The following is an 18,777-nucleotide window of genomic DNA, read 5'->3' on the forward strand; positions in this document are numbered from 1 at the left end:
ACCTGTTCCGATCAGCGCGGCTCGAGCGCTGACCGCGTCCCCAGTCGAGTCCGCCGCGACGCCAGTTGATTCCCCTGCCGCGCGCCGACTCCTCGCGGCCCGCAGCGGATCTGGGCCGCCAAAGAGATCTGACGCGCGTGTCAATCGCCGCGGAGTGGGCATTACGCCCGTTGAAGAGATGAGGAACACCATGAGCATTTTCCGGAACACCAACAGATATCGCCGACGTGATCGAGTCGGCACCGTACGCAGCGGCCGCGGCCGGTCGGGCTGGGGCCGACGGGCCGGCGGCTACCGCCGCCGCAGGTCCACCACCTCGGGCGGATTGGAAACAGCCGCCCGATTCGGGTTCATCGCACGCGGCATCGCCTACATCACGATCGGCATCATCGGATTCATGCTGGCGATCGGCACCGCCGAGCACGAGCCGGACGGCGGCGGCGCGCTGGCGGCGATCGCGACCAAACCGCTCGGCTACTTGCTGCTGTGGATCCTGCTGTTCGGCTTCGCCGCGCTCGTCGTCTGGCGAGTGACCCAGATCGCCAGCGCGCGACGAACCTACTCGGGCGGACACCGCTTCTACGCCGTGATCTCCGGAATCGTCTATGCCCTGGCCTTTTTGGGCACCTTCCGCTACGTGGTGCACGGCCGGACACCGAAGCCGAGCGACGCCATCGCCCGCGACCTGACCGCTCGCATCCTGAGTTGGGACGGCGGCCAGGTGGTCGTGCTGCTGATCGGCCTCGCCATCATCGCCTTCGGCATCTGGCAGACGATCCTCGGCCTCAGCCTCCAGTTCGTCGATGACCTGCGCATGGGCTGGATGACCCACGGTTCCCGCGAGGCCGTGATCTGGCTGGGCCGGATCGGCTACCTCGCCCGCGGCGCGATCGTGATCAGCATCGGACTCGCCGCCGTCATCGCGGGCCTCAACTATGACCCCGCCGAGGCCAAGGGCATCGACGCAGTACTGCGCGACTTCGTCGGAAAGCCGTTCGGCCTATGGCTTCTCATCCTGATCTCGGTCGGCCTGATGGCCTTCGGCGTCCTGTCCTTCCTCGAGGCCAAGCACCGCCGAACCTACGGCGGCGTCCCGGTCTAGATCTCGGGCTCGCCAACGAATCGAGCGACGACCTCGGCCATAATGCCGGGGTCGTCGTCATGTATCCAGTGCCGAACTCGACATCCCACCGGCGCAACCGTTTTGGAGCCGCTCCGGCCTCAGCCTGCTGCCTTCTGCACGAGCTCGCCGATCTTCGCCTCGTCGGCCGCAGTCAACTTCAGCAACGCGAAAGCGGTCGGCCACATCGTGCCTTCGTCGAGGCTCGCGATGAACTCGCTACCGGCGTTGTGACCAGCGCCGATACCGTCGCACCGCCGATCCGATGTGCGCGGGCCGGCGACGCGGCGCACCGCCTAAGTGAATTCCCCAGATGGGCGTTGTCGCACGTCACGCGTTGGGGGGCAGCGGATTTCGGCGACGCGCGGGGTGCGGGTCATATCGTGGGCTCGCCCTCGGCGGGCAAACATTCCGCCGGTCGGCTTGCTCGTCCCCCGAGACAGCGTGCAAACAGCACAGTAATAGGAGGTACGAAGATGGCACGACGTATTCGAATCCTGACCATGATGGCTGCCGCGGCACCGCTCGCCGTGGCCCTTGCTGTTCTCCCGGCGGCCCCCGCACAGGCCGCCGACGGCGACCTGAGTTGCTCGGCAACCTTCAACCTCACCCTCCAACCGCCGTTGCGGGCAGGTGGCGCCGCGAATGTGTCGATCACCGGCGACCTCAGCGGCTGCGCCTCGCGCAACGGTCAGCACGCCGATCTGCGCTCCGGCAAACTCAACGGCACCGGGTCTGCGACGGCGACCGCCGGTGGCTTCAATCCGTGCGGACTGCTGGTCACCGCCAAGGGGTCCGGCACGATCGGCTGGGTGTCCGGCGGCGATAGCGCGTTCACCTGGCGAATCAGCCCCGACCCGTTCACCGGCTTGGCGTTCAGCGCCAACGTCACCGGCGGCCAGTTGAACGGCGACGCGATCACGGTGTCCGCACGCAGCGCGACACCAAACAACGGTTGCCGCACCAACGGCCTGTCGACCCTTGCCGTCACCGCACAGGTGACGTTCGCCTGACCTGATCACCGAGCGAAGGCCAGGTCTGCACAACCGGACCTGGCCTTCGCTTTCGGAACTCCATCCGCGTCCACTACTTCCAGGCACCCGCCGCAACGGCATCGCGCACATAGTCGGCGAAGTCGACCGGCTCGCGGCCGAGCAGTCGCTGCACCGTGTCGGTGACCTTCGCGTTGCGACCGTCCAGCAGCGTCGCGAAGATGCCGATCATCCCGGCCACCTCCTCCGCAGGCATCCCGAACTCAGCACCCAGCACGGCACCGAACTCCGCACCAGTGACCGGAATGTAGTGAACCTCCCGCCCGGTCCCCTTGGCAATCGCCTCAACCGCATCACCGAAGGTCAACAGCCGAGGACCGGTCAACTCGTAGTTCTGACCCGCGTGTCGGTCCTCGGTGAGCGCGGCCGCCGCGACGTCCGCGAGATCGCCGGAGTCGATGAACGGCTCCAGTACCTGACCGGCCGGGAACGCGACCCCACCGGCAAGCACCATGTCCGTGAAGACACCCTCATCGAAGTTCTGGTTGAACCACGCCGCCTGCAACACAGTCCATTCGGCGCCACTCTCCCGCACCGCCGTCTCGGCCGCGGCCGCCTGATCCTCACCACGAGCGGACAGCAGCACCAGCCGCTGCACACCGCTGGCCACGGCCAGCTCACTGAACGCCCGGATGGTGTCTCCGGCACGGGGATCCCCGATGTCCGGGGTGAACATCACGAACGCCGCCCGCACCCCGTCGAGCACCGGCGCCCAGGTGCTCCGGTCCTCCCAATCGAACGGCAGCTCCGCCGAGCGGGAGCCGATCCGGACGGGGAATCCGTTGGCGGCCAAGCGGTCCGCCACCCGGCGCCCGACCTTGCCGGTGCCCGCGGTGACGAGGATGGTCTGGGTTGCGTTGCCGTTCTTCGTTGTTGTCATGCTCTCAGTCAAGCCGTCTGAGGATCGCCGAACCATCGACGAAAAGCTCGGCTCCATGCGTCAGCGTCTCAGCCCCCGACCGAGCCCGATGTTCAGCTCAAAGCGGTTCTGATACTTGACAACTAGGCATTCTGCGCAGAATCCCTTGCGCAATTACGAGTTTCCGGAAGGTCAACTGATCCGGTTGGAAATCCCCAGTTGATCTCCAGTGGAGATGGGTACTCCAATGTGATTTTCTGAGTATCGAAATGTCCCGGCCGAGGACACGGACCTACCCGCGGATAAGGGCCCGCGGAACGTCGAAGACAATCGGCCGATCAAACGCGAGCCGGTGCCGAAATACCAACGGATACCGGCTCTGCTCGAAGATATCCTCGTGTCTGACACATTGGAGTTCGTTAATATGAGACGTTTTCACTCGTTGCATACTGCCTCCGCACGAGCTGTCCCACTGATGGTGGTCGCAGCGCTGGCTGCGAATATGGGCACGGCTTCCGCAGCGTCATTGTCCGGGATCGGTGATCCCAATTTCCCGAATATCGGCAGCGCCGCATACGATGTCTCCAATTACAGCATCGATCTGAAGTTCGAGCCATCCTCCGGCCGACTTTCCGGATCCACGACCATCACCGCGAAAGCCAAGCAGGACTTGAAGGCCGGGACCGCGATCGGTTTCGACTTCCTCTTGCAGACCCAGTCGGTGCTGATCGAAAACAAGCCCGCCAAGTACACGCTCGGCAAGGACAAGCTGGCCGTGACGGTGCCGGTGAACTTGCCCGTCGGCGCCGAATTCACCACCGTCGTCGCGTACAACGACATCCCGTCACGGGTGCAGAACGCGGCGGGCGCCCGCAACTGGATCGAAAACGCAGGCGGCGCACTGATTTCCAACGAGCCCTTCTCGGCCGAGTGGTGGTATCCGAGCAACGACCACCCGACGGACAAGGCGACCTACGCCGTGTCGGTGCTGGCGCCGGAGGACCGGGACGTGCTGTCCAACGGCGTCGAAACCAGTGTCACCCAGAACATTCCGGGCTGGAAGCGGCACAACTGGCTGAGCAAAGCGCCGCAGATGACGTACGCCACCTTCCTCGCGATCGGCAAGTACGAGCGCAGCGGCCAGAACGCCGGCACCCCCGCCCGGCCGAACCTGAACGCCTACGCAACGGATCTCGATCCGACCATCCGCGCCAACGCCAAGGCGAGCATCGAGCGGACACCGGAGATCGTGGACTGGCTGTCCAGCACGCTCACGCCGTACCCGTACGAGGCGACCGGCGGCATCGTGGACGCACGAATGGGCGGCTTCGCGCTGGAAACCCAGACCAGGCCCACCTACACCGACGGATTCTTCCGCCGCGGCAAGAATGATTCGGTCGTGGTGCACGAGAACGCCCACCAGTGGTTCGGCGACTCGACTTCCGTGGCCACCTGGAAGGACGGCTGGCTGAACGAAGGCTGGGCCAGCTACATGGAATACCTGTGGTCGGAGAAGAGCGGCACCGGCACGGCGGCGGAAATCGCCGACTACGCCTACGCGACGTCCACCCGGATCAATTGGGATGTCGTGCTGACCGATCCCGGGCCGGCCGATGTGCTGCCCGCAGAGTTGTATACCCGCGGTGCACTGGCAATCCAGGCATTGCGCAGCGCGATCAATGACGACGATGTGTTCTTCCGGCTGGTCAAGGAGTGGCTGACCAAATACCAGTACGGTAACGCCAAGGTCGCCGACTTCATCGGCATGGCAAACGCCGTAACCGGCCGCAACACGAACGCATTGTTCAAGACCTGGCTCACCGATAAGGGCAAGCCCGCGTACAAGCCGACCGACGCGACATTCGACACGAACTCGAAGCGCGCACCCCGGTCGGTCACGCCGACCCCGGCCAAGCCGAAAGCCTATGACGACCTCTACGGGGTCGTGACCCAGAAGCAGTAGTTTCGGCACAATCGGAGCCGGGCCCGTGGATATCCTGGGCCCGGCTCTGATATGTTGTGCGACAACGCATTCGACCGACGAGAACGAGGCCGCATGAGTAGCACGAGCGAGCACCGAGCTGACATCGGCCGCCTCTGGCAGGAACACATGCGCGCACCATTCCCCGCCCGACTCCACACCGTGGAAGCGGCGGGTGTCGAGATGGCGCTACTCGACGCGACCATCGCAGGCTGCGTGTCCGTCTGGCACGACAACGGCGGTTCCCTCGATTCCGAACGCCGCCAGACCCTGCGCAAGCGCATCGCGGAACTCGACCAGGTCTTACCGCTGATCACCGAGGCGGAGGAGCTCCGCTACCTCGAACGCCTGCACCAACTGGCCCTCCTCGCATCGGACACCAGCCCCCAGCTCGAGTGAGTGATTCGCGACGGCCGGTTTCGAACCAGGCGGAATCATGCGGATCAGAGTTCAACGAATTCAAGCTGCTCAACGTGGAACTGCTGGCACAGCACCTCTTCGGGCAGGCCGTCGATTGCGCGACCCTGATCCGACTGGCTTGGCGATCGCGCACCGGCCGCCGCCGATCTCCTCCAGTTACCGCTGCTCACTACGCTTTTCGGCGACGTCGTGGCGCAACGGCCGTCGTTCCCGCTCATCTTCCGCCACGTCGCCGTCGACACCGAACTGGCCGGTCGCGCACTGCATCCGGGCGACCAGCTGTTCATCGCGCTCGGCCCCGCCGACCTGCCGTTCGGCACCGGCAAACGAAAGTGCATCGGCGAACAGATGGCGCTGCTCACCGGTGCACTGTCCATCGCGGTGCTCGTCCAACGCTTCGGCAACTGGCAGCGATTACGGCCGGGCAGCCAGCAGGTCCGCTACGCGACCACCGCCCCGCCCTGGCACAGCGAGATTCGCTTCTCGCCAAGCGGGCGGTGACAATTCGGTGACGGCGTGATTATGTCAGGGAGCGGAGTTCAACGGGCGCGCATGCCACCCTGGCATGGTCGGTTGTCGAATGGCGAAGGAAGACCTAAGCGTTGTGACCACATCAGGCGAAGCACGGCTCGAAGCAAAAGCACAGTCCAAGGAGATCATGGCGCGGCTACAGGCCGTAGGCGAGACGTACCTGGCCGCAGAGGCCAAACGCGTTGCCGCAGAAGCCGAACTCGTGCAGGTTGCGAAGGATCTCGAGGCCACCCTCGACGAGGCCGATCTAGCGATAGAGGCAAACCAGGACGTACAGCTGATGGCGGAGGTGCAGGCGTTCACCGACACCCTCCGGGCCGCACGAGACCACCAGACGGCCGAGGTGGAGCGACCCGACTGGCGGGCGGAGATCAGGGCTTTCGCCGAGGCGTATCAGGCCGCCGAGGCCAACGGCCTACCGGTAGAGACGATTTCACACGCCGGATGGCACCCCGGCGCACGCATCGGCGCACACACCGCCGTCGCCCACTCGATCCTGCTGGCGTACAACGACTCCGGCAACGGCGCCATGCTCATCTTCGAAGACGGGTACCTCGACTCCTTCGTCGGCGGTGGCCTCGGCAGCGACTTCACCGCACGCCCCTTCGCCGTCAAGACGGTGATCGAGTCGGGGCTGTGCGGTGTGCTCGCGCCGGGCGCCGAGAAACTGGAGGTGATCAGCGAGAACGGCACCGTCTTCGCGGCGGACGTGGTGGCGCACACCTTCGCCGTGACGGTCGATCTGCCGGGTGAACGCAGGCTCAACCAGCTACGCAGGGCCTACGCAGCACCCGACGACGAAGTGCCGTTCGTCTTCGAGAGCGATAACCGCGGCGAGAACTACGAGACGATGGATCGTTTCTCCGTGCGGGTGTACGACAACGACGACGTGCTGCTGTACACGGGACCCGTTCTCGCTGACCAGTTCTGACGAGCGACTATCCGCCGGATCCGGACGAAGCGGGCGACGAGCCGAGCACCGCGTTGAGCAGCTGACCGAGCAACTCCCCCGCGAGGCGCAACTGGGTCTCGGCGACCGGCAGGAACTTACGGGTGTACTCGTCGCCGATGGTGGTCGAGTCCGGGTAGACACCGGGAGTCTCGACGATCCGGCAGCTGTCCTGCGCCCACCGGATGGGATCGGTGTCCGGATTCGCCGGCGGCAGGTTGGGTGCGGGCAGCGCCAGCAGTCGCTGTACCTCGTCGGCGTCACTCGCGTGGCGGGTGTCGAGCATGCGGCTGTCCCACACCGAGTGCAGGTTGGTGCTGCGGCCGAGGTACTGGACCTTGGTCTCGTTCCCGCCGCGGTCGCGGGCGTACCCGGCGTGCATCGGCTGATTGATGTCACCGACGAAATGCACGATGAACTTCAAGGCCTGACGACGGTCGGCCACCGGACGTGCCTTGTCGGCGAGTATCGCGGTCTGCCGCCGCAACGCCTCGATCACGTTCTGGCCGTCGTTGCCGTTCACCGCGGGCTCGTACACGCAGCCGTTCTCGCCGATGTTGACGTAGTGCCACGGTGCCGAGATCTTCCCCAGCTCGGGGTCGTTGTTGCGCACCTGATCGGCCCAGTTGGACACACCGGCGAGCGTCGGGTCGGGCTCGCCCGCCAGCAGGCGACCGACCTCGTCCCGGGCCGGTCCGCTCAACCGAAGGTCGGCGATGGCACCGGTGGTGTTGTGCCCCTGTGGCCCCCAGGCATTGGCGGCGGGTGGCACGGACAGCAAGATTGCGGCGAACGCACACACGCTCACTACTGCGGCTTTACCTCGCATAAAGAACAAATCCCTTCCGAACTGCTGCACGCCATGGATTGAGTTATGTTTCCCCTCTTGCTGATTCAAGTATCGGCGAGAAGTGGCATATGCCGAACAAACTCCGGGATAAATCTTCGTGCGACGCGGCGCGGGTATCCCTTGCGGGCGAGGCAGACTGCACGAAAGTCGGTCGCCAGGTAGATGCTGTCCCTCGGGGCCGATACGTAGCGTCGATGAACGCGCCTGCTGTTCCGGCAGGTCGTCGCGTCGTCGATGAACCGGCGACGCAGTGAACTCTGCACTGTTTGTGAGGTTTTCATGCGTTCGATCCGCTCCGGCCGGTACTTGGCGGCGGCTGCGTTGACGGTGTCGCTGGCGGGTTGCGGTTCCGCGCCGAGTGATGAATCGGCGGCGCTGCCGGATCGGCTCAGGGACCAATCGATTGCCTGGCACGATTGCCGGTCCGGACCGGACGACGTGGTCGGCGACCGTCTGGCAGCGGCGGGCGCACGGTGCGGAGAGTTCCAGGCGCCATTGGACTACGCCGATCCCGCAGGGCAGACGATCACCATCGCGGTGGCACACCGTGCCGCGACGGACAGTGGGCGTCGATTGGGGACATTGCTGGTACAGACCGGCGGACCGGGACCGTCTCGCGATGGGGTGACGATGATCGTGGACGGCCCCGAGGGCGGGCATCCGGCAGCGGCGGCCCTCGCGGAGCGCTACGACCTGGTCGGCATGGACCCGAGGTTCTTCGGGGCCAGCACGCCACTCGAATGCGGCTGGCCCACCGGCTCGTACCTCGGCATCGCGCAGGCCGCGCCGACGAACCGCGCGGACTTCGACCGGACCGTCGACGCTGCCCGCGAGCTGGCCGCCCGATGCGCGCCGAATCAGGCCTTGCTGCCGCATGCGTCGACCAGGGCCATCGCACGGGACATGGACCTGCTGCGGGTACTGCTTGGCGAGTCCACGGTGTCGTATATCGGCTGGTCCTGGGGAACGTATTTGGGCGCGGTATACACGCAGATATTCGGCGATCGCATCGATCGCGTCGTGCTCGACAGTGCGCTCGATCCGCGAGCTCCCGGCCCCGATCTGACGCGTGACACGGCAGCAGCCGATGCCGCGGCGTTGGCCGATTGGGCCCGATGGACATCCGCCCGAGACGCGGAATTCGGTTTGGGTGCAACGGAAGACGCCGTCCTTCGCACGGTCGACAACATTATCCGTACAGTCACCACGCACCCGCTGTCGCTCGGCGGTGTGCCGATCACCGCCGACATGATCCCGGGTCTTCTACTGACCGTGGACGATTCGGACACGTCCTATGCCGAGCTGAGCCAGCAGGTGCGGGTGCTGCGCGACGGTGCCGACCCGACTCCGGGAATGGCGCAGAAGCTCGCGTTGTACGCCGATACCGCGACATCGCCCGAATTCGGTTTCAGCGCAACAGTTGCCAACCAGTGCGCCGAGCGGCCCGCACGTGGCGTCGAAGACTACTTCACCGACATCCAGCGTCATCGGGACACGGAACCGATGTTCGGGGCCTTGGCTCGCCATCTCACCCCATGCGCGGTGTGGCCGGTGGGCCCGGCCGAACCCGCCACGGAGATCGCGAACCGACACCCGGCGCTACTCATCGGTGCCGCGGGCGATCCGGTCGCACCGGCGGCAGGCCAAAAGGCCATGCGGCAGGCACTTTCCGGTTCCCGTTCGACCACACTGGCAGACGCGTTCCGCCACGGTGTCTATCTGATGGATGGTGCCCGGTGCGTAGACAGCGCGGTCGAGCGCTATCTGCTCGACGGCGCACTGCCCGCCAATGACGAGATCTGCCAGCGAGATAGGTACTGAAGCGCTACCGAGCGCCGGGCTGCCGCAGCCCGGCCTCGTGGGCGAGGATCACGGCCTGCACCCGATCGCGCACCCCGAGCTTGGTCAGGATATGCCGCACATGGGTTTTCACGGTTCCGTCGCCCACCGACAGCGCTGTCGCGATCTCGGCATTGGACATCCCACTCGCCATCACCCGCAGCACCGCGGTTTCCCGCTCCGTCAACGTCGCCACCAGCCGCTGCGCCGCCAGGTTGATCGGCGGCGCAAGCCGATCGAGTAGACGTCTGGTCGTCGATGCCGCCAACACCGCATCGCCCGCATGGACGTGCCGCACCGCGGACAAGAAGTCTTCCGCCGGTGCGTCTTTGAGCAGGAACCCACTGGCCCCGGCCCGCACGGCGGCCATCGCGTAGTCGTCGAGGTCATAGGTTGTCAGTACCAACACCTTTGGCGGATCGGCGGCGGCCAGTATCCGCCGCGTCGCCTCGATCCCGTCCAGTTGCGGCATCCGCACATCCATCACGACGACGTCCGGCGCGACACGTAGAGCCTCGGCGACACCGGTCACCCCATCTCCTGCCTCGCCGACGACGCGCATGTCGGGCTGGGAGTCCACGACCATCCGAAAACCGGTGCGCACCAACGTCTGGTCCTCGACGAGCAGCACCTCGATCACCCGTCGGCTCCCATCGGAATGCGGACCGCCAGCACGTGACCACACCCGCCGGGCCGCTCCCGCAACTCGATGTCGCCGCCGTAGGCGCCGACCCGCTCCCGCATACCGACCAGACCGTAGCCGTCGCGACCCGAGCTGCCCTCGGCCCGACCGTCGTCGCCGACGCTGACCCACAGCCGGTGGTCCTCGTGCCGCACCGAAACCTCCGCCCGGGCACCGGATCCTGCGTGCTTGACGACATTCGTCAATCCCTCCTGCACGATCCGATACACCACCAGACCGACACCCGAATCGAACAGCCCGAAGGGCAGGTCGACCTTCAGCTCCACCGGCAATCCCGCACCGCGCACATCGTCGACGAGTCGCGTGAGATCGGAAATACCGACGCGGGGTGCCGGATGCGGATCGACCTCGTCGTCCTCGCGCAGCACACCGATCGCACGACGCGTTTCGGTGAGCGCCCGCCGACCATGGTCGCCGATCGCCGCCAGCGCATCGATCGCCGCGTCCGGTTCGGTACGCGCGGCATACCGTCCGCCGTCGGACTGCGCGACGATCACCGCCAACGAATGCGCGAGAACATCGTGGATATCGCGAGCGATTCTGGTCCGCTCGGACAGCACCGCGAAACGGGTCCGCTCGTCCCGCGTGCGTTCGAGCAGCGCCGTGTGTTCGGCCAACGCCAGGAACTCACCGCGCCGCGCCCGCTGCCACGCACCACCCAGCCACGCGGCGACCACCGTGCTGGCCAGAAAACCACCGACGATCACATGCGCCAGCGCGGTCGTCGGCAGTTGCGGCCAACTCCACGCGCCGAGCGCGGCACCGCATAACCCGGCGATCAGCCCGCCCCGACTCCAATACCGCCGACTGTGCGCGGCGAGCGTGTACACGACGATCGGCACCGCGACATCGGCGAGCAGGGCACCGGTCGTATCCCGGACCGTCCACCACTGCACGAACGCCGCGCCCGCCACCAGCACCGCGGCCAGTTCGGGCCACCGCCGCCGGAATGCCAAGGGCAACAGCACTACCACCGACAACCCGTAATAGGCCGCATCGGCACCCACCAGCGCCCCGCACAGCACACATGCCAGCATCAGGATTCCCGTGGTTCCGACATCCACCAGCGACGTTCGCCGACGCAACCAGAACACCACTTGCTCGTCGACCACCCGATCACCCTAGAGCGAGTTGACGACCGCCACCTCTGTCCTAGGAATGACACACGCGTCCGACGCGTCCGACCATCGACATACCCGTTTGGAAAAGCGTTCGTCCAGTTCGGTTCGGCGCAACGGGGCCGCGAAGGGGCCGCCTCGGCCGAATCGCGTTCGAACTCTAGGCCTTTCGACCAGGCAAGATCACGGAATTCGACCGCTGCCCGACCGCTCCGGTCACCCGGTTGACAGCTACACCTGCACGCTCAGGTGCAAGTTCGATTGAAATGACGCCCCCGGGCGATACCATCAGGAGAGACGCGGTGTGGTTCGTCACAGAGACGAGCGTGTCCACCGCCGGTGGTCTTCGAGAAGCGGAGTAGAGGTCATGGTCACGGAACCGGTCCGGATCAGGGGTATCGACTCGCGGGTCGCGGAGCGCGGCCCGACAGCGCTGCGCATCGCGGTCGGTGGTCAATTGCGCAAGCTGCGCGAAGCGAAGGGCGTCACGCCGGTCGAGGCGGGCGAGCACATTCGCGGCTCCCACGCCAAGATCAGTCGGCTCGAACTCGGCCGGACCGGATACAAGGATCGCGACATTCTCGATCTGCTGACCCTCTACGGCGTCACCGAACCGGACCAGCGCGAGATGTTCGTCGACCTGGCCCGCCGGGCCAATCAGCCGGGCTGGTGGCATCAGTACAACGACCTGCTGCCACCCTGGTTCGAGACGTATCTCGGTTTAGAGGGCGCCGCACAGACGATCAGAACGTTTGAGGGCCAACTGGTTCCGGGATTGCTGCAAACCGAGGACTACACCCACGCGGTCATCGAGGTCGGTCACCAGAACGCCGAGGCATCCCGGCGGGTCGAGCTGCGCACGAAGCGCCAGGAGATCCTCGACCTGACCAACGGGCCCAGGTTGTGGGCGGTCTTGGACGAAGCCGTGCTGCATCGCCCGATCGGCGGCAAGCGCGTGTTACGCGAGCAGCTCGAACATCTGGTGGAAGTGTCGAAGAAGCCGAGGGTGACCATCCAGGTGCTGCCCTACGACACCGGCGGCCACGCCGCGGCGGGCAGCTCGTTCACCATGCTCCGTTTCGCCGAGATGGAACTCCCCGACATCGTCTACCTGGAACAGCTGACCAGCGCCCTCTACCTGGATCGCAAGGAAGACCTCCAGCTCTACCGCGAGGTGATGGACAAGGTCGCCGTGCAAGCCTGCCAGCCGGAGCAGTCGCGCGAACTGCTGATCGCCGCGGCCAAGGAGTTGTAAACGCGCCGGGTGCAATAGGACTGCACTACCAACAACCCGACAGCTCCGTCCGGCGCCTGGTCCGCGCTCAACTGGCGACCTGATCCGCCCAGTCCGACGGCAGCGCCTGGCTCGAGATGTCGGCGATTTCACCCAATCGCGGCCGACCAATTCCCAAGCGGCTCAATTGGATCAGCCCTTGCGCCACCACCACGATGTTCGCGCTGTGCGCGGACAGCGCGGCCTCGTCGATCTCGCCGACGCCGAGACGTGCAGCGGGATAAAGCCGTTCGGTAACGCCCTGCTCCATAGCCTCGGTTGTCCTGGTACTGATGCTGACAACCTCAGGCATCCGGGCACCCAGTTGCGCGATGCTGTTGATCATCAGGCAGCCGCGCCGATTCGGCTGCGCGGCACAGTCATCGATGATGGCTTGAAAGAGCGTGCGCACCGCGGCCCGCGCCGAGCCGGGCGCGGAGACTACGACCTCGCGGACGAACCGCGCGCGACGCTCGCAGTAGCGTTCGAACGCCGCGAGGAACAAACCCTGTTTGTTGCCGTAAGCGGCGTAGACACTGCCATTGCCGACACCGGTCGCGCGGGAGATGTCCTCCACCGACGTGTCGTCGAAACCGTGCGACCAGAACAACTCGGTGGCGGCGTCGAGCAGGCCCGATTCGTCGAACTGTCGTGGCCGTCCCATGGGCTCACCGTACCAACCGATGTGCGAGATGGCCCACACCACTTGTTATGGAGGCGTGCCTCCATAACAATGGTTGACATGGCCCCTAACTCCACTGAGCCGCCCCGCCGACGGGTGGGCATTCTGGTCTTCGACGGCGTCAAGATGCTCGACTTCGTCGGTCCGGCCGAAGTTTTCGTGGAGGCGAACCAGACCGTGCCCGGATACGAGGTGGTCCTGGTCTCGGCCGACGGCCGCAACGTGCAGACCTCGATCGGCGCGCGGATCGAGGTGGGTGCCGCAGCCGCCGACGCGGGTCGCTTCGACACCGTCGTGATCCCAGGCAGCGAACTGCCGCCCGCGAAGTTCGTCACGCCCGAGCTGATCGCCGCGGCCCGGCACCTGTCCTGGAACACCCGCAGGCTGGCCTCGATCTGCAGCGGTGCCTTCGTCTTCGCCGAGCTCGGTCTCTTCGACGGCAGACGCGCGACCACCCACTGGAAGTTCGCCGCCGACCTCGCGCGGCGGTACCCCGCCGTGCTGGTCGACCCGGATGCGATCTTTGTGCGCGACGGAAACCTTTACAGCTCCGCAGGCGTCGCGGCGGGCGTCGATCTGGCGCTGGCCCTGGTCGAAGAGGACTACGGTGCCGACGCCGCCCGACGGGTCGCGCAGTTGCTGGTCGTATACATGCAGCGCGCGGGCGGGCAATCGCAGTTCTCGGCGTCGCTGAGCGGGCCGGTGCCGCGCAGCCCACTCGTTCGCAAGGTGGTCGACCTGATCTGTGCGGACCCGGCGTTCCCGCACACCGTCCAGACGTTGGCCGCGCATGCCATGGTCAGCGTCCGGCATCTGACGCGGCTCTTCCGCGCCGAGCTCGAGCGCTCCCCCGCCGAATACGTCGCGTTCATCCGCTTCGGGGTCGCCAGGGACCTGCTGCACGCAGGACACGGCGTCACCGAGGCCGCGATGATCGCCGGATACGGCAGCAGCGAAGCATTGCGTCGCGCGTTCGTGGCCAGGCTCGGCATCTCACCGCGCAAGTACCAGCAGCGTTTTCGCACCACCGGCTCGGCCGCCGCCTTCGAACCGATTTCGGTCGCCGTGTCCTGATCGGGGGCTTTTGCGGCCCGTGCGGAGGGGCGCCGGGTGCGTCGCGCATCGGAAACTGAGTGCGGCACAACGCCATCGATCCCAGTGATCGAGAGAGGAACTCTATGTCTTCCGCGACAACCATTGTTCTCGTGCACGGCGCGTTCGCCGATGCCGCCAGCTGGGGCCCGGTCACCGAGCGGCTACTCGCCGAGGGGCACCGGGTGCTGGCGCCGCCGGTGTTCAACCGGAGTCTGTCCGAGGACGCGGCGTACATCAAGTCTTTCGTCGAGCAGATCGATGGACCGGTCCTGCTGGCGGGTCATTCCTACGGCGGCGCGGTCATCACCGTCGCCGGGGTGGCCGCCAATGTCGTCGGTCTGGTCTACGTCTCCGGCTATGTCCTGGAGGTCGGCGAGAGCCTCGGCCAGCTGCAGGGTGGTTTCCCGGACTCCGATCTGGCCGCCAACCTCGTCTACGCGCCCTATCCGGTCGCCGACGGCGAGCCGGGAACCGACGTCTCAGTAGATGTCGCCGCCTTCCCCGAGGTCTTCGCGGCGGGCTTGGACAAGACGCGGGCGCAAGTGCTCGCCGTCTCCCAACGACCGCTGTCGGCGATCGCGTTCGGCGAGGCCGCCACAGCCGCGGCCTGGCGCACCAAGCCGGGCTGGGGGATCGTTTCCAGTGCGGACCGCACGATCAATCCCGAGGTCGAACGATTCGGCTACCAGCGGGCCGAGCTGCGGTCGGTGGTCGAGATCGACGCACCGCACCTCGTGATGCAGACCCACCCTGATGAGGTCGCCGCGGTTATCACCAATGCACTCGCCGAGCTCGCCTGAACTCTCGAAAATAGCAGTACCACACCATTTCTCCGCCCTACCGAAAGGAACGACGATGACCGGAAACCCGCACGGTGTCGCACTGGAGCCGGCCGCCCAAGAGTTCGTCGACGCGACCTCGACGCCCCCGTTCCTCTACCAGCTGGCGCCGGAAGAGGGCCGCAAGGCCGTCGATTCGGTGCAGGACACCCCCATCTTCAAGCCCGAGATCGATGAAGAGTGGATCACCATCGAGGGCGGGCCGACCGGCTCGGTGCGCGCCCGGATCGTCAAGCCGCAGGGCGTCACCGAGACCCTGCCCGTCATCGTCTACACCCACGGTGCCGGTTGGGTCTTCGGCGACGCGCACACCCACGACCGGTTGGTCCGTGACCTCGCCGTCGGTGCGCACGCGGCGGTAGTGTTCCCCGAGTACGACCGCTCGCCCGACGTCCACTACCCGGTGGCCAACGAGCAGTCCTATCGCGTCGCCCAGTGGGTGACCACCCAGGGCGCCGAGAAGAACCTCGATCCGTCGCGCATCGCGGTCGCGGGCGACTCGGTCGGCGGCAACATGGCCATCGCGCTCACGCTGATGGCCAAGGAACGCGGCGACGTCTCGTTCGTGCAGCAAGTGCTGTTCTATCCGGTGACCGACGCCAACTTCGACACCGAATCCTACGAGCGGTTCGCCGAGGGCTACTTCCTCGCTCGCGAAGGCATGAAGTGGTTCTGGGACCAGTACACCACCAGCGCCGAGGATCGCGCGCAGATCACCGCGTCGCCGCTGCGCGCCACCACCGAGCAGCTGTCCGGCCTGCCGCCCGCGCTGGTCATCACGGCCGAGAACGACGTATTGCGGGACGAGGGTGAGGCTTTCGCGGCGAAGCTGCGGACCGCGGGCGTGCGCGTGATCCAGGCGCGTTACGGCGGCATCATCCACGACTTCGTCATGGTCAACTCGATGCACGACACCAACGCCGCCAAAGCCGCTGTCGCCCAAGCTGTTGCGGTGCTGCGTTCCGCCCTCTACCCGGCGTGAGCCACCACCCCGAAGGAGCAATCGTGAGTACCACCCGTCCGGCGAACTACCCACTCGCGGACGGCAATACGGGCATCGAGCTCTACATCCGTCAGGACGAGTTCCCCGCGCAGTTCGCCGCGGATGTCCCCGCCGCCACTGCCGAACTGATGGCCGCGACCCAGCGGCCCGTCGCGGTCGACGCCTTGCAGCAACCGGCCGAAGCGGCGGCGTGGCAGACGATCCCCGCTTTCGCACTGCTCACCACCGAGGACAAGAACATTCCGATTGCGGCACAGCGGTTCATGGCCGACCGCGCGTCCGCACACACCGTCGAGGTCCCGGCCTCGCACGCGGTCAGCGTCGCCATGCCCGGCGTGGTCAGCGATCTGATCGTCTTGGCTGCCGAGAAGTAGACACCGGAAATCCGGTCACGCCCAACGGTTTCGGGCGTGACCGGATTTCGGTTCGCTAACCGATCGCGGCGTTGAGGGCGGCTTGTCCGCCGACCACCGGGAACGTGACCTTGGTTTCGGCGAGGTTCACCCCGAAACCGGGCCCCGGCTTGGGCCGCAAGGTGTACTCGTTGTCACTGGACAGCACCACCACGCCCAGCTTGTGCCCGCGCGCCAGCACGTAGTCGTGCGGTTGCATGGACAGGTTGACCGCGTACTCCTTACCCGGGGTGATCGGGCTGGTCTTGCTGAGCGAGTCCCGGTTCTGCGGGTCCACCCAGCCCCTGGTGACGATCCGGGAACTGCCGTCGGGCGAGCGATCCACCAGCAGCGCAGTCACATTCGCGGCCGGGCGCTGGAAGCTCACCTTGAACGCGACGTCGACCGCACCACTGATCCGCAGCGCGGTCGTGGTCGGCTTGGAGAAGTAGGCCAGCCGGTTCGGCGAGCTCGGTGCGGCGACGAGGTCGGCGGCCAGTTTGGTCGCGTCGTCGTCGAGGGATTCGGTGACCTTCCCGGCCCCGGTCGAGGCCAGCCCGCCGACATTGCGACCGCCTGGTTGGAAGACCGCGGTTGCGCCGGCGGTGGCCGGAGCAGGCCATTCCGCCTCGTTCACCCAGGACTTGTCCTCCCGCTGGATGGTGGCCTTCGGTTCCCGATCGATGCCGTTGTTCTGGCCGAGCAGGTACTTGCTGAACCACCGGTTCACGGTGCGCAGCCACTCGTCCTTGCGCAGGCCGATCGGATCGGTGTGGCCGGACTGGTGCAGCCAGATCTTGTGCGGCACACCGGCTTTCTTCAGCGCCTCGTACCACTGGGCGACGTTCTTGGTCTTGACGTTGAAGTCGTTGAGACCGTGCACGGCCAGCACCGCGGCATGCACCTTGCTGACGTCGTTGAGGTAGTTGCGCTCGTTCCAGAAGGCGGTGTAGTTGCCGTCCACCCGGTTCTGGTCCTGCTCGACCTTGTCGATGACCGGCGTGCAGATCTTCCGGTCGGCCCTGGTGTAGACGTACTTGGCCAGCACGTCGGTGTCTTCGCCCTGGTAGGTGCCGGGAGCGACCACCGCGCCCGCGGCCCGGTAGTAGTCGTACCAGTTGCTGATGGCCGCGATCGGCACGATGGCCTCGAGGCCGGGCACGCCGGTGGAGGCGACCGCGTTGGGCAGGGTCCCGTTGTAGGACACGCCCATCATGCCGACCTTGCCGCTGGCCCAGGTGGCCACGACGTTCTTGCCCTGTGCGTCACGGGCTTTCGCGCGGCCGTTGAGCCAGTCGATCGGGGCCCGCGCACCGATGGTCTCGTTGCGCCCACCCGAGGTCGGGCAGCCCGTGGACGTGCCGGTGCCGAGCGACTCGCCGTACATCACGGCGAACCCGCGGGCCAGGAAGAATTCCTCGTACTGCCAAGTGATCTGGCCCTTGTCGAGGGTGATGCCGGCGACCCGGAGATCCTCGGCCACCCGCGCACGCATTTCACCGGGCGCCGGAGCCAGTCGCGCGTCGACCCCGTTCGGCACGTAGAGCTCCACGTCGACGCCGTGGTTGGTGACGTCGTTGCCGCCGGCGAAGTACGGACTCGCCTGGTACACCACCGGCAGCTTCCCGGTGGCCCCGGACGGGCGGACGACCTGGACGTGCACCTCGTCGTCCTTGCCGTCCGCGTCGCTGTCCACGGGAGCGCGCACCCACAGGTCCTGACGGACCGGCGCGGCCGGGTTGAACACCGGCTGCGCTTCACCGCCGGAGACGCTCGGTCCGGTCTGCGGGTCGGCCAGCGCGGGCGCACCGGACAGCAGTAGCGCCGCCGCGAGAACCAGCAGTGCGAGCTCCGATAGACGCCTCAAAGGCACTGCTGCCCAACCGATCACGGCCCGGACCACCCGGGTTCGCGGACCCCGCCGATCGCGCCGATGCTGTTGCCGTCTGAACGCCATAGCCTTCTCCTTGTCACACCGCTCATCACGAGGCACTCCCGTGCGAGACTCGAAATACCTGCTGGCTCAGGGGAATTGCCTCGGATGCCCGGCCGCGACGGCCGGGCATCCGGT

The 18,777-nt window shown here is 66.4% G+C and carries 19 protein-coding genes; 12 read left to right on the forward strand and 7 right to left on the reverse strand.

Going from position 1 to position 18,777, the window contains the following annotated elements; genetic code table 11:
* Positions 1-190 precede the first annotated feature (190 nt).
* Complete coding sequence (locus ACQPW1_RS26360; protein WP_433654213.1) at positions 191-1,102, forward strand: DUF1206 domain-containing protein; 912 nt, start codon at positions 191-193, stop codon at positions 1,100-1,102.
* Positions 1,103-1,221: 119 nt separating this feature from the next.
* On the opposite strand, the gene ACQPW1_RS26365 is transcribed toward ACQPW1_RS26360, so the two are convergent.
* Positions 1,222-1,413, reverse strand: a complete 192-nt coding sequence (locus tag ACQPW1_RS26365; RefSeq protein WP_433654214.1) for a hypothetical protein — start codon at positions 1,411-1,413, stop codon at positions 1,222-1,224.
* 183 nt (positions 1,414-1,596) lie between these two features.
* On the opposite strand from ACQPW1_RS26365, the gene ACQPW1_RS26370 reads away from it, so the two are divergent.
* Positions 1,597-2,133, forward strand: coding sequence for a hypothetical protein (locus ACQPW1_RS26370; protein WP_433654215.1), 537 nt, complete (start codon positions 1,597-1,599; stop codon positions 2,131-2,133).
* Positions 2,134-2,206: 73 nt separating this feature from the next.
* On the opposite strand, the gene ACQPW1_RS26375 is transcribed toward ACQPW1_RS26370, so the two are convergent.
* On the reverse strand, positions 2,207-3,052 hold the full coding sequence (locus tag ACQPW1_RS26375) for an NAD(P)H-binding protein (RefSeq protein WP_433654217.1): 846 nt from the start codon (positions 3,050-3,052) through the stop codon (positions 2,207-2,209).
* A gap of 454 nt (positions 3,053-3,506) precedes the next feature.
* Here ACQPW1_RS26375 and ACQPW1_RS26380 point away from each other — a divergent pair, with 454 nt between their 5' ends.
* The 4 genes from ACQPW1_RS26380 (at position 3,507) to ACQPW1_RS26395 (ending at position 6,894) form a co-directional block, all read left to right on the forward strand.
* A complete protein-coding gene (locus ACQPW1_RS26380) occupies positions 3,507-4,994 on the forward strand; it encodes a M1 family metallopeptidase (protein ID WP_433654218.1) in 1,488 nt (495 codons plus the stop codon).
* Between the two features lie 93 nt (positions 4,995-5,087).
* Positions 5,088-5,411: a hypothetical protein gene (locus ACQPW1_RS26385; protein ID WP_433654219.1), complete on the forward strand. Its 324-nt coding sequence runs from the start codon at positions 5,088-5,090 to the stop codon at positions 5,409-5,411.
* Positions 5,412-5,621: 210 nt separating this feature from the next.
* The gene (locus ACQPW1_RS26390) at positions 5,622-5,933 is read left to right on the forward strand and encodes a cytochrome P450 (protein ID WP_433654220.1); all 312 of its coding nucleotides are present in this window, start codon (positions 5,622-5,624) and stop codon (positions 5,931-5,933) included.
* Between the two features lie 103 nt (positions 5,934-6,036).
* Entirely contained in the window at positions 6,037-6,894 is an 858-nt protein-coding gene (locus ACQPW1_RS26395; RefSeq protein ID WP_433654221.1) for a hypothetical protein, read from the forward strand.
* 7 nt (positions 6,895-6,901) lie between these two features.
* On the opposite strand, the gene ACQPW1_RS26400 is transcribed toward ACQPW1_RS26395, so the two are convergent.
* Positions 6,902-7,741: a S1/P1 nuclease gene (locus ACQPW1_RS26400; protein WP_433654222.1), complete on the reverse strand. Its 840-nt coding sequence runs from the start codon at positions 7,739-7,741 to the stop codon at positions 6,902-6,904.
* Between the two features lie 300 nt (positions 7,742-8,041).
* On the opposite strand from ACQPW1_RS26400, the gene ACQPW1_RS26405 reads away from it, so the two are divergent.
* The gene (locus ACQPW1_RS26405; protein WP_433654223.1) at positions 8,042-9,583 is read left to right on the forward strand and encodes an alpha/beta fold hydrolase; all 1,542 of its coding nucleotides are present in this window, start codon (positions 8,042-8,044) and stop codon (positions 9,581-9,583) included.
* Between the two features lie 4 nt (positions 9,584-9,587).
* Here ACQPW1_RS26405 and ACQPW1_RS26410 read toward each other — a convergent pair whose 3' ends face one another.
* Both ACQPW1_RS26410 and ACQPW1_RS26415 read right to left on the reverse strand, forming a co-directional pair.
* Positions 9,588-10,241, reverse strand: a complete 654-nt coding sequence (locus tag ACQPW1_RS26410) for a response regulator (RefSeq protein WP_433654224.1) — start codon at positions 10,239-10,241, stop codon at positions 9,588-9,590.
* Positions 10,238-11,416 carry a sensor histidine kinase gene (locus ACQPW1_RS26415; RefSeq protein WP_433654225.1) on the reverse strand — a complete coding sequence of 393 codons (1,179 nt, stop codon included), beginning with the start codon at positions 11,414-11,416 and terminating at the stop codon, positions 10,238-10,240. The genes ACQPW1_RS26410 and ACQPW1_RS26415 overlap by 4 nt, the downstream gene beginning before the upstream one ends.
* Before the next feature lie 373 nt (positions 11,417-11,789).
* On the opposite strand from ACQPW1_RS26415, the gene ACQPW1_RS26420 reads away from it, so the two are divergent.
* The gene (locus tag ACQPW1_RS26420) at positions 11,790-12,677 is read left to right on the forward strand and encodes a helix-turn-helix domain-containing protein (RefSeq protein ID WP_433654226.1); all 888 of its coding nucleotides are present in this window, start codon (positions 11,790-11,792) and stop codon (positions 12,675-12,677) included.
* Positions 12,678-12,744: 67 nt separating this feature from the next.
* Here the strand turns inward: ACQPW1_RS26420 and ACQPW1_RS26425 are convergent, their stop codons facing one another.
* Positions 12,745-13,359, reverse strand: a complete 615-nt coding sequence (locus tag ACQPW1_RS26425) for a TetR/AcrR family transcriptional regulator (protein ID WP_433654227.1) — start codon at positions 13,357-13,359, stop codon at positions 12,745-12,747.
* Between the two features lie 78 nt (positions 13,360-13,437).
* Between ACQPW1_RS26425 and ACQPW1_RS26430 the strand changes: the two genes are divergently transcribed.
* The 4 genes from ACQPW1_RS26430 to ACQPW1_RS26445 all read left to right on the forward strand — a co-directional run bounded on the left by ACQPW1_RS26430 (position 13,438) and on the right by ACQPW1_RS26445 (position 16,688).
* Entirely contained in the window at positions 13,438-14,451 is a 1,014-nt protein-coding gene (locus ACQPW1_RS26430; protein WP_433654229.1) for a GlxA family transcriptional regulator, read from the forward strand.
* A gap of 104 nt (positions 14,452-14,555) precedes the next feature.
* Positions 14,556-15,272 carry an alpha/beta fold hydrolase gene (locus ACQPW1_RS26435; RefSeq protein ID WP_433654230.1) on the forward strand — a complete coding sequence of 239 codons (717 nt, stop codon included), beginning with the start codon at positions 14,556-14,558 and terminating at the stop codon, positions 15,270-15,272.
* 55 nt (positions 15,273-15,327) lie between these two features.
* The gene (locus tag ACQPW1_RS26440; RefSeq protein WP_433654231.1) at positions 15,328-16,293 is read left to right on the forward strand and encodes an alpha/beta hydrolase; all 966 of its coding nucleotides are present in this window, start codon (positions 15,328-15,330) and stop codon (positions 16,291-16,293) included.
* Positions 16,294-16,316: 23 nt separating this feature from the next.
* On the forward strand, positions 16,317-16,688 hold the full coding sequence (locus ACQPW1_RS26445) for an alpha/beta fold hydrolase (protein ID WP_433654232.1): 372 nt from the start codon (positions 16,317-16,319) through the stop codon (positions 16,686-16,688).
* A gap of 55 nt (positions 16,689-16,743) precedes the next feature.
* On the opposite strand, the gene ACQPW1_RS26450 is transcribed toward ACQPW1_RS26445, so the two are convergent.
* Positions 16,744-18,579: a Xaa-Pro dipeptidyl-peptidase gene (locus ACQPW1_RS26450; RefSeq protein ID WP_433654233.1), complete on the reverse strand. Its 1,836-nt coding sequence runs from the start codon at positions 18,577-18,579 to the stop codon at positions 16,744-16,746.
* Positions 18,580-18,777 lie beyond the last annotated feature (198 nt).

The organism is Nocardia sp. CA-128927 (assembly GCF_050955855.1).
GTDB lineage: Bacteria > Actinomycetota > Actinomycetes > Mycobacteriales > Mycobacteriaceae > Nocardia.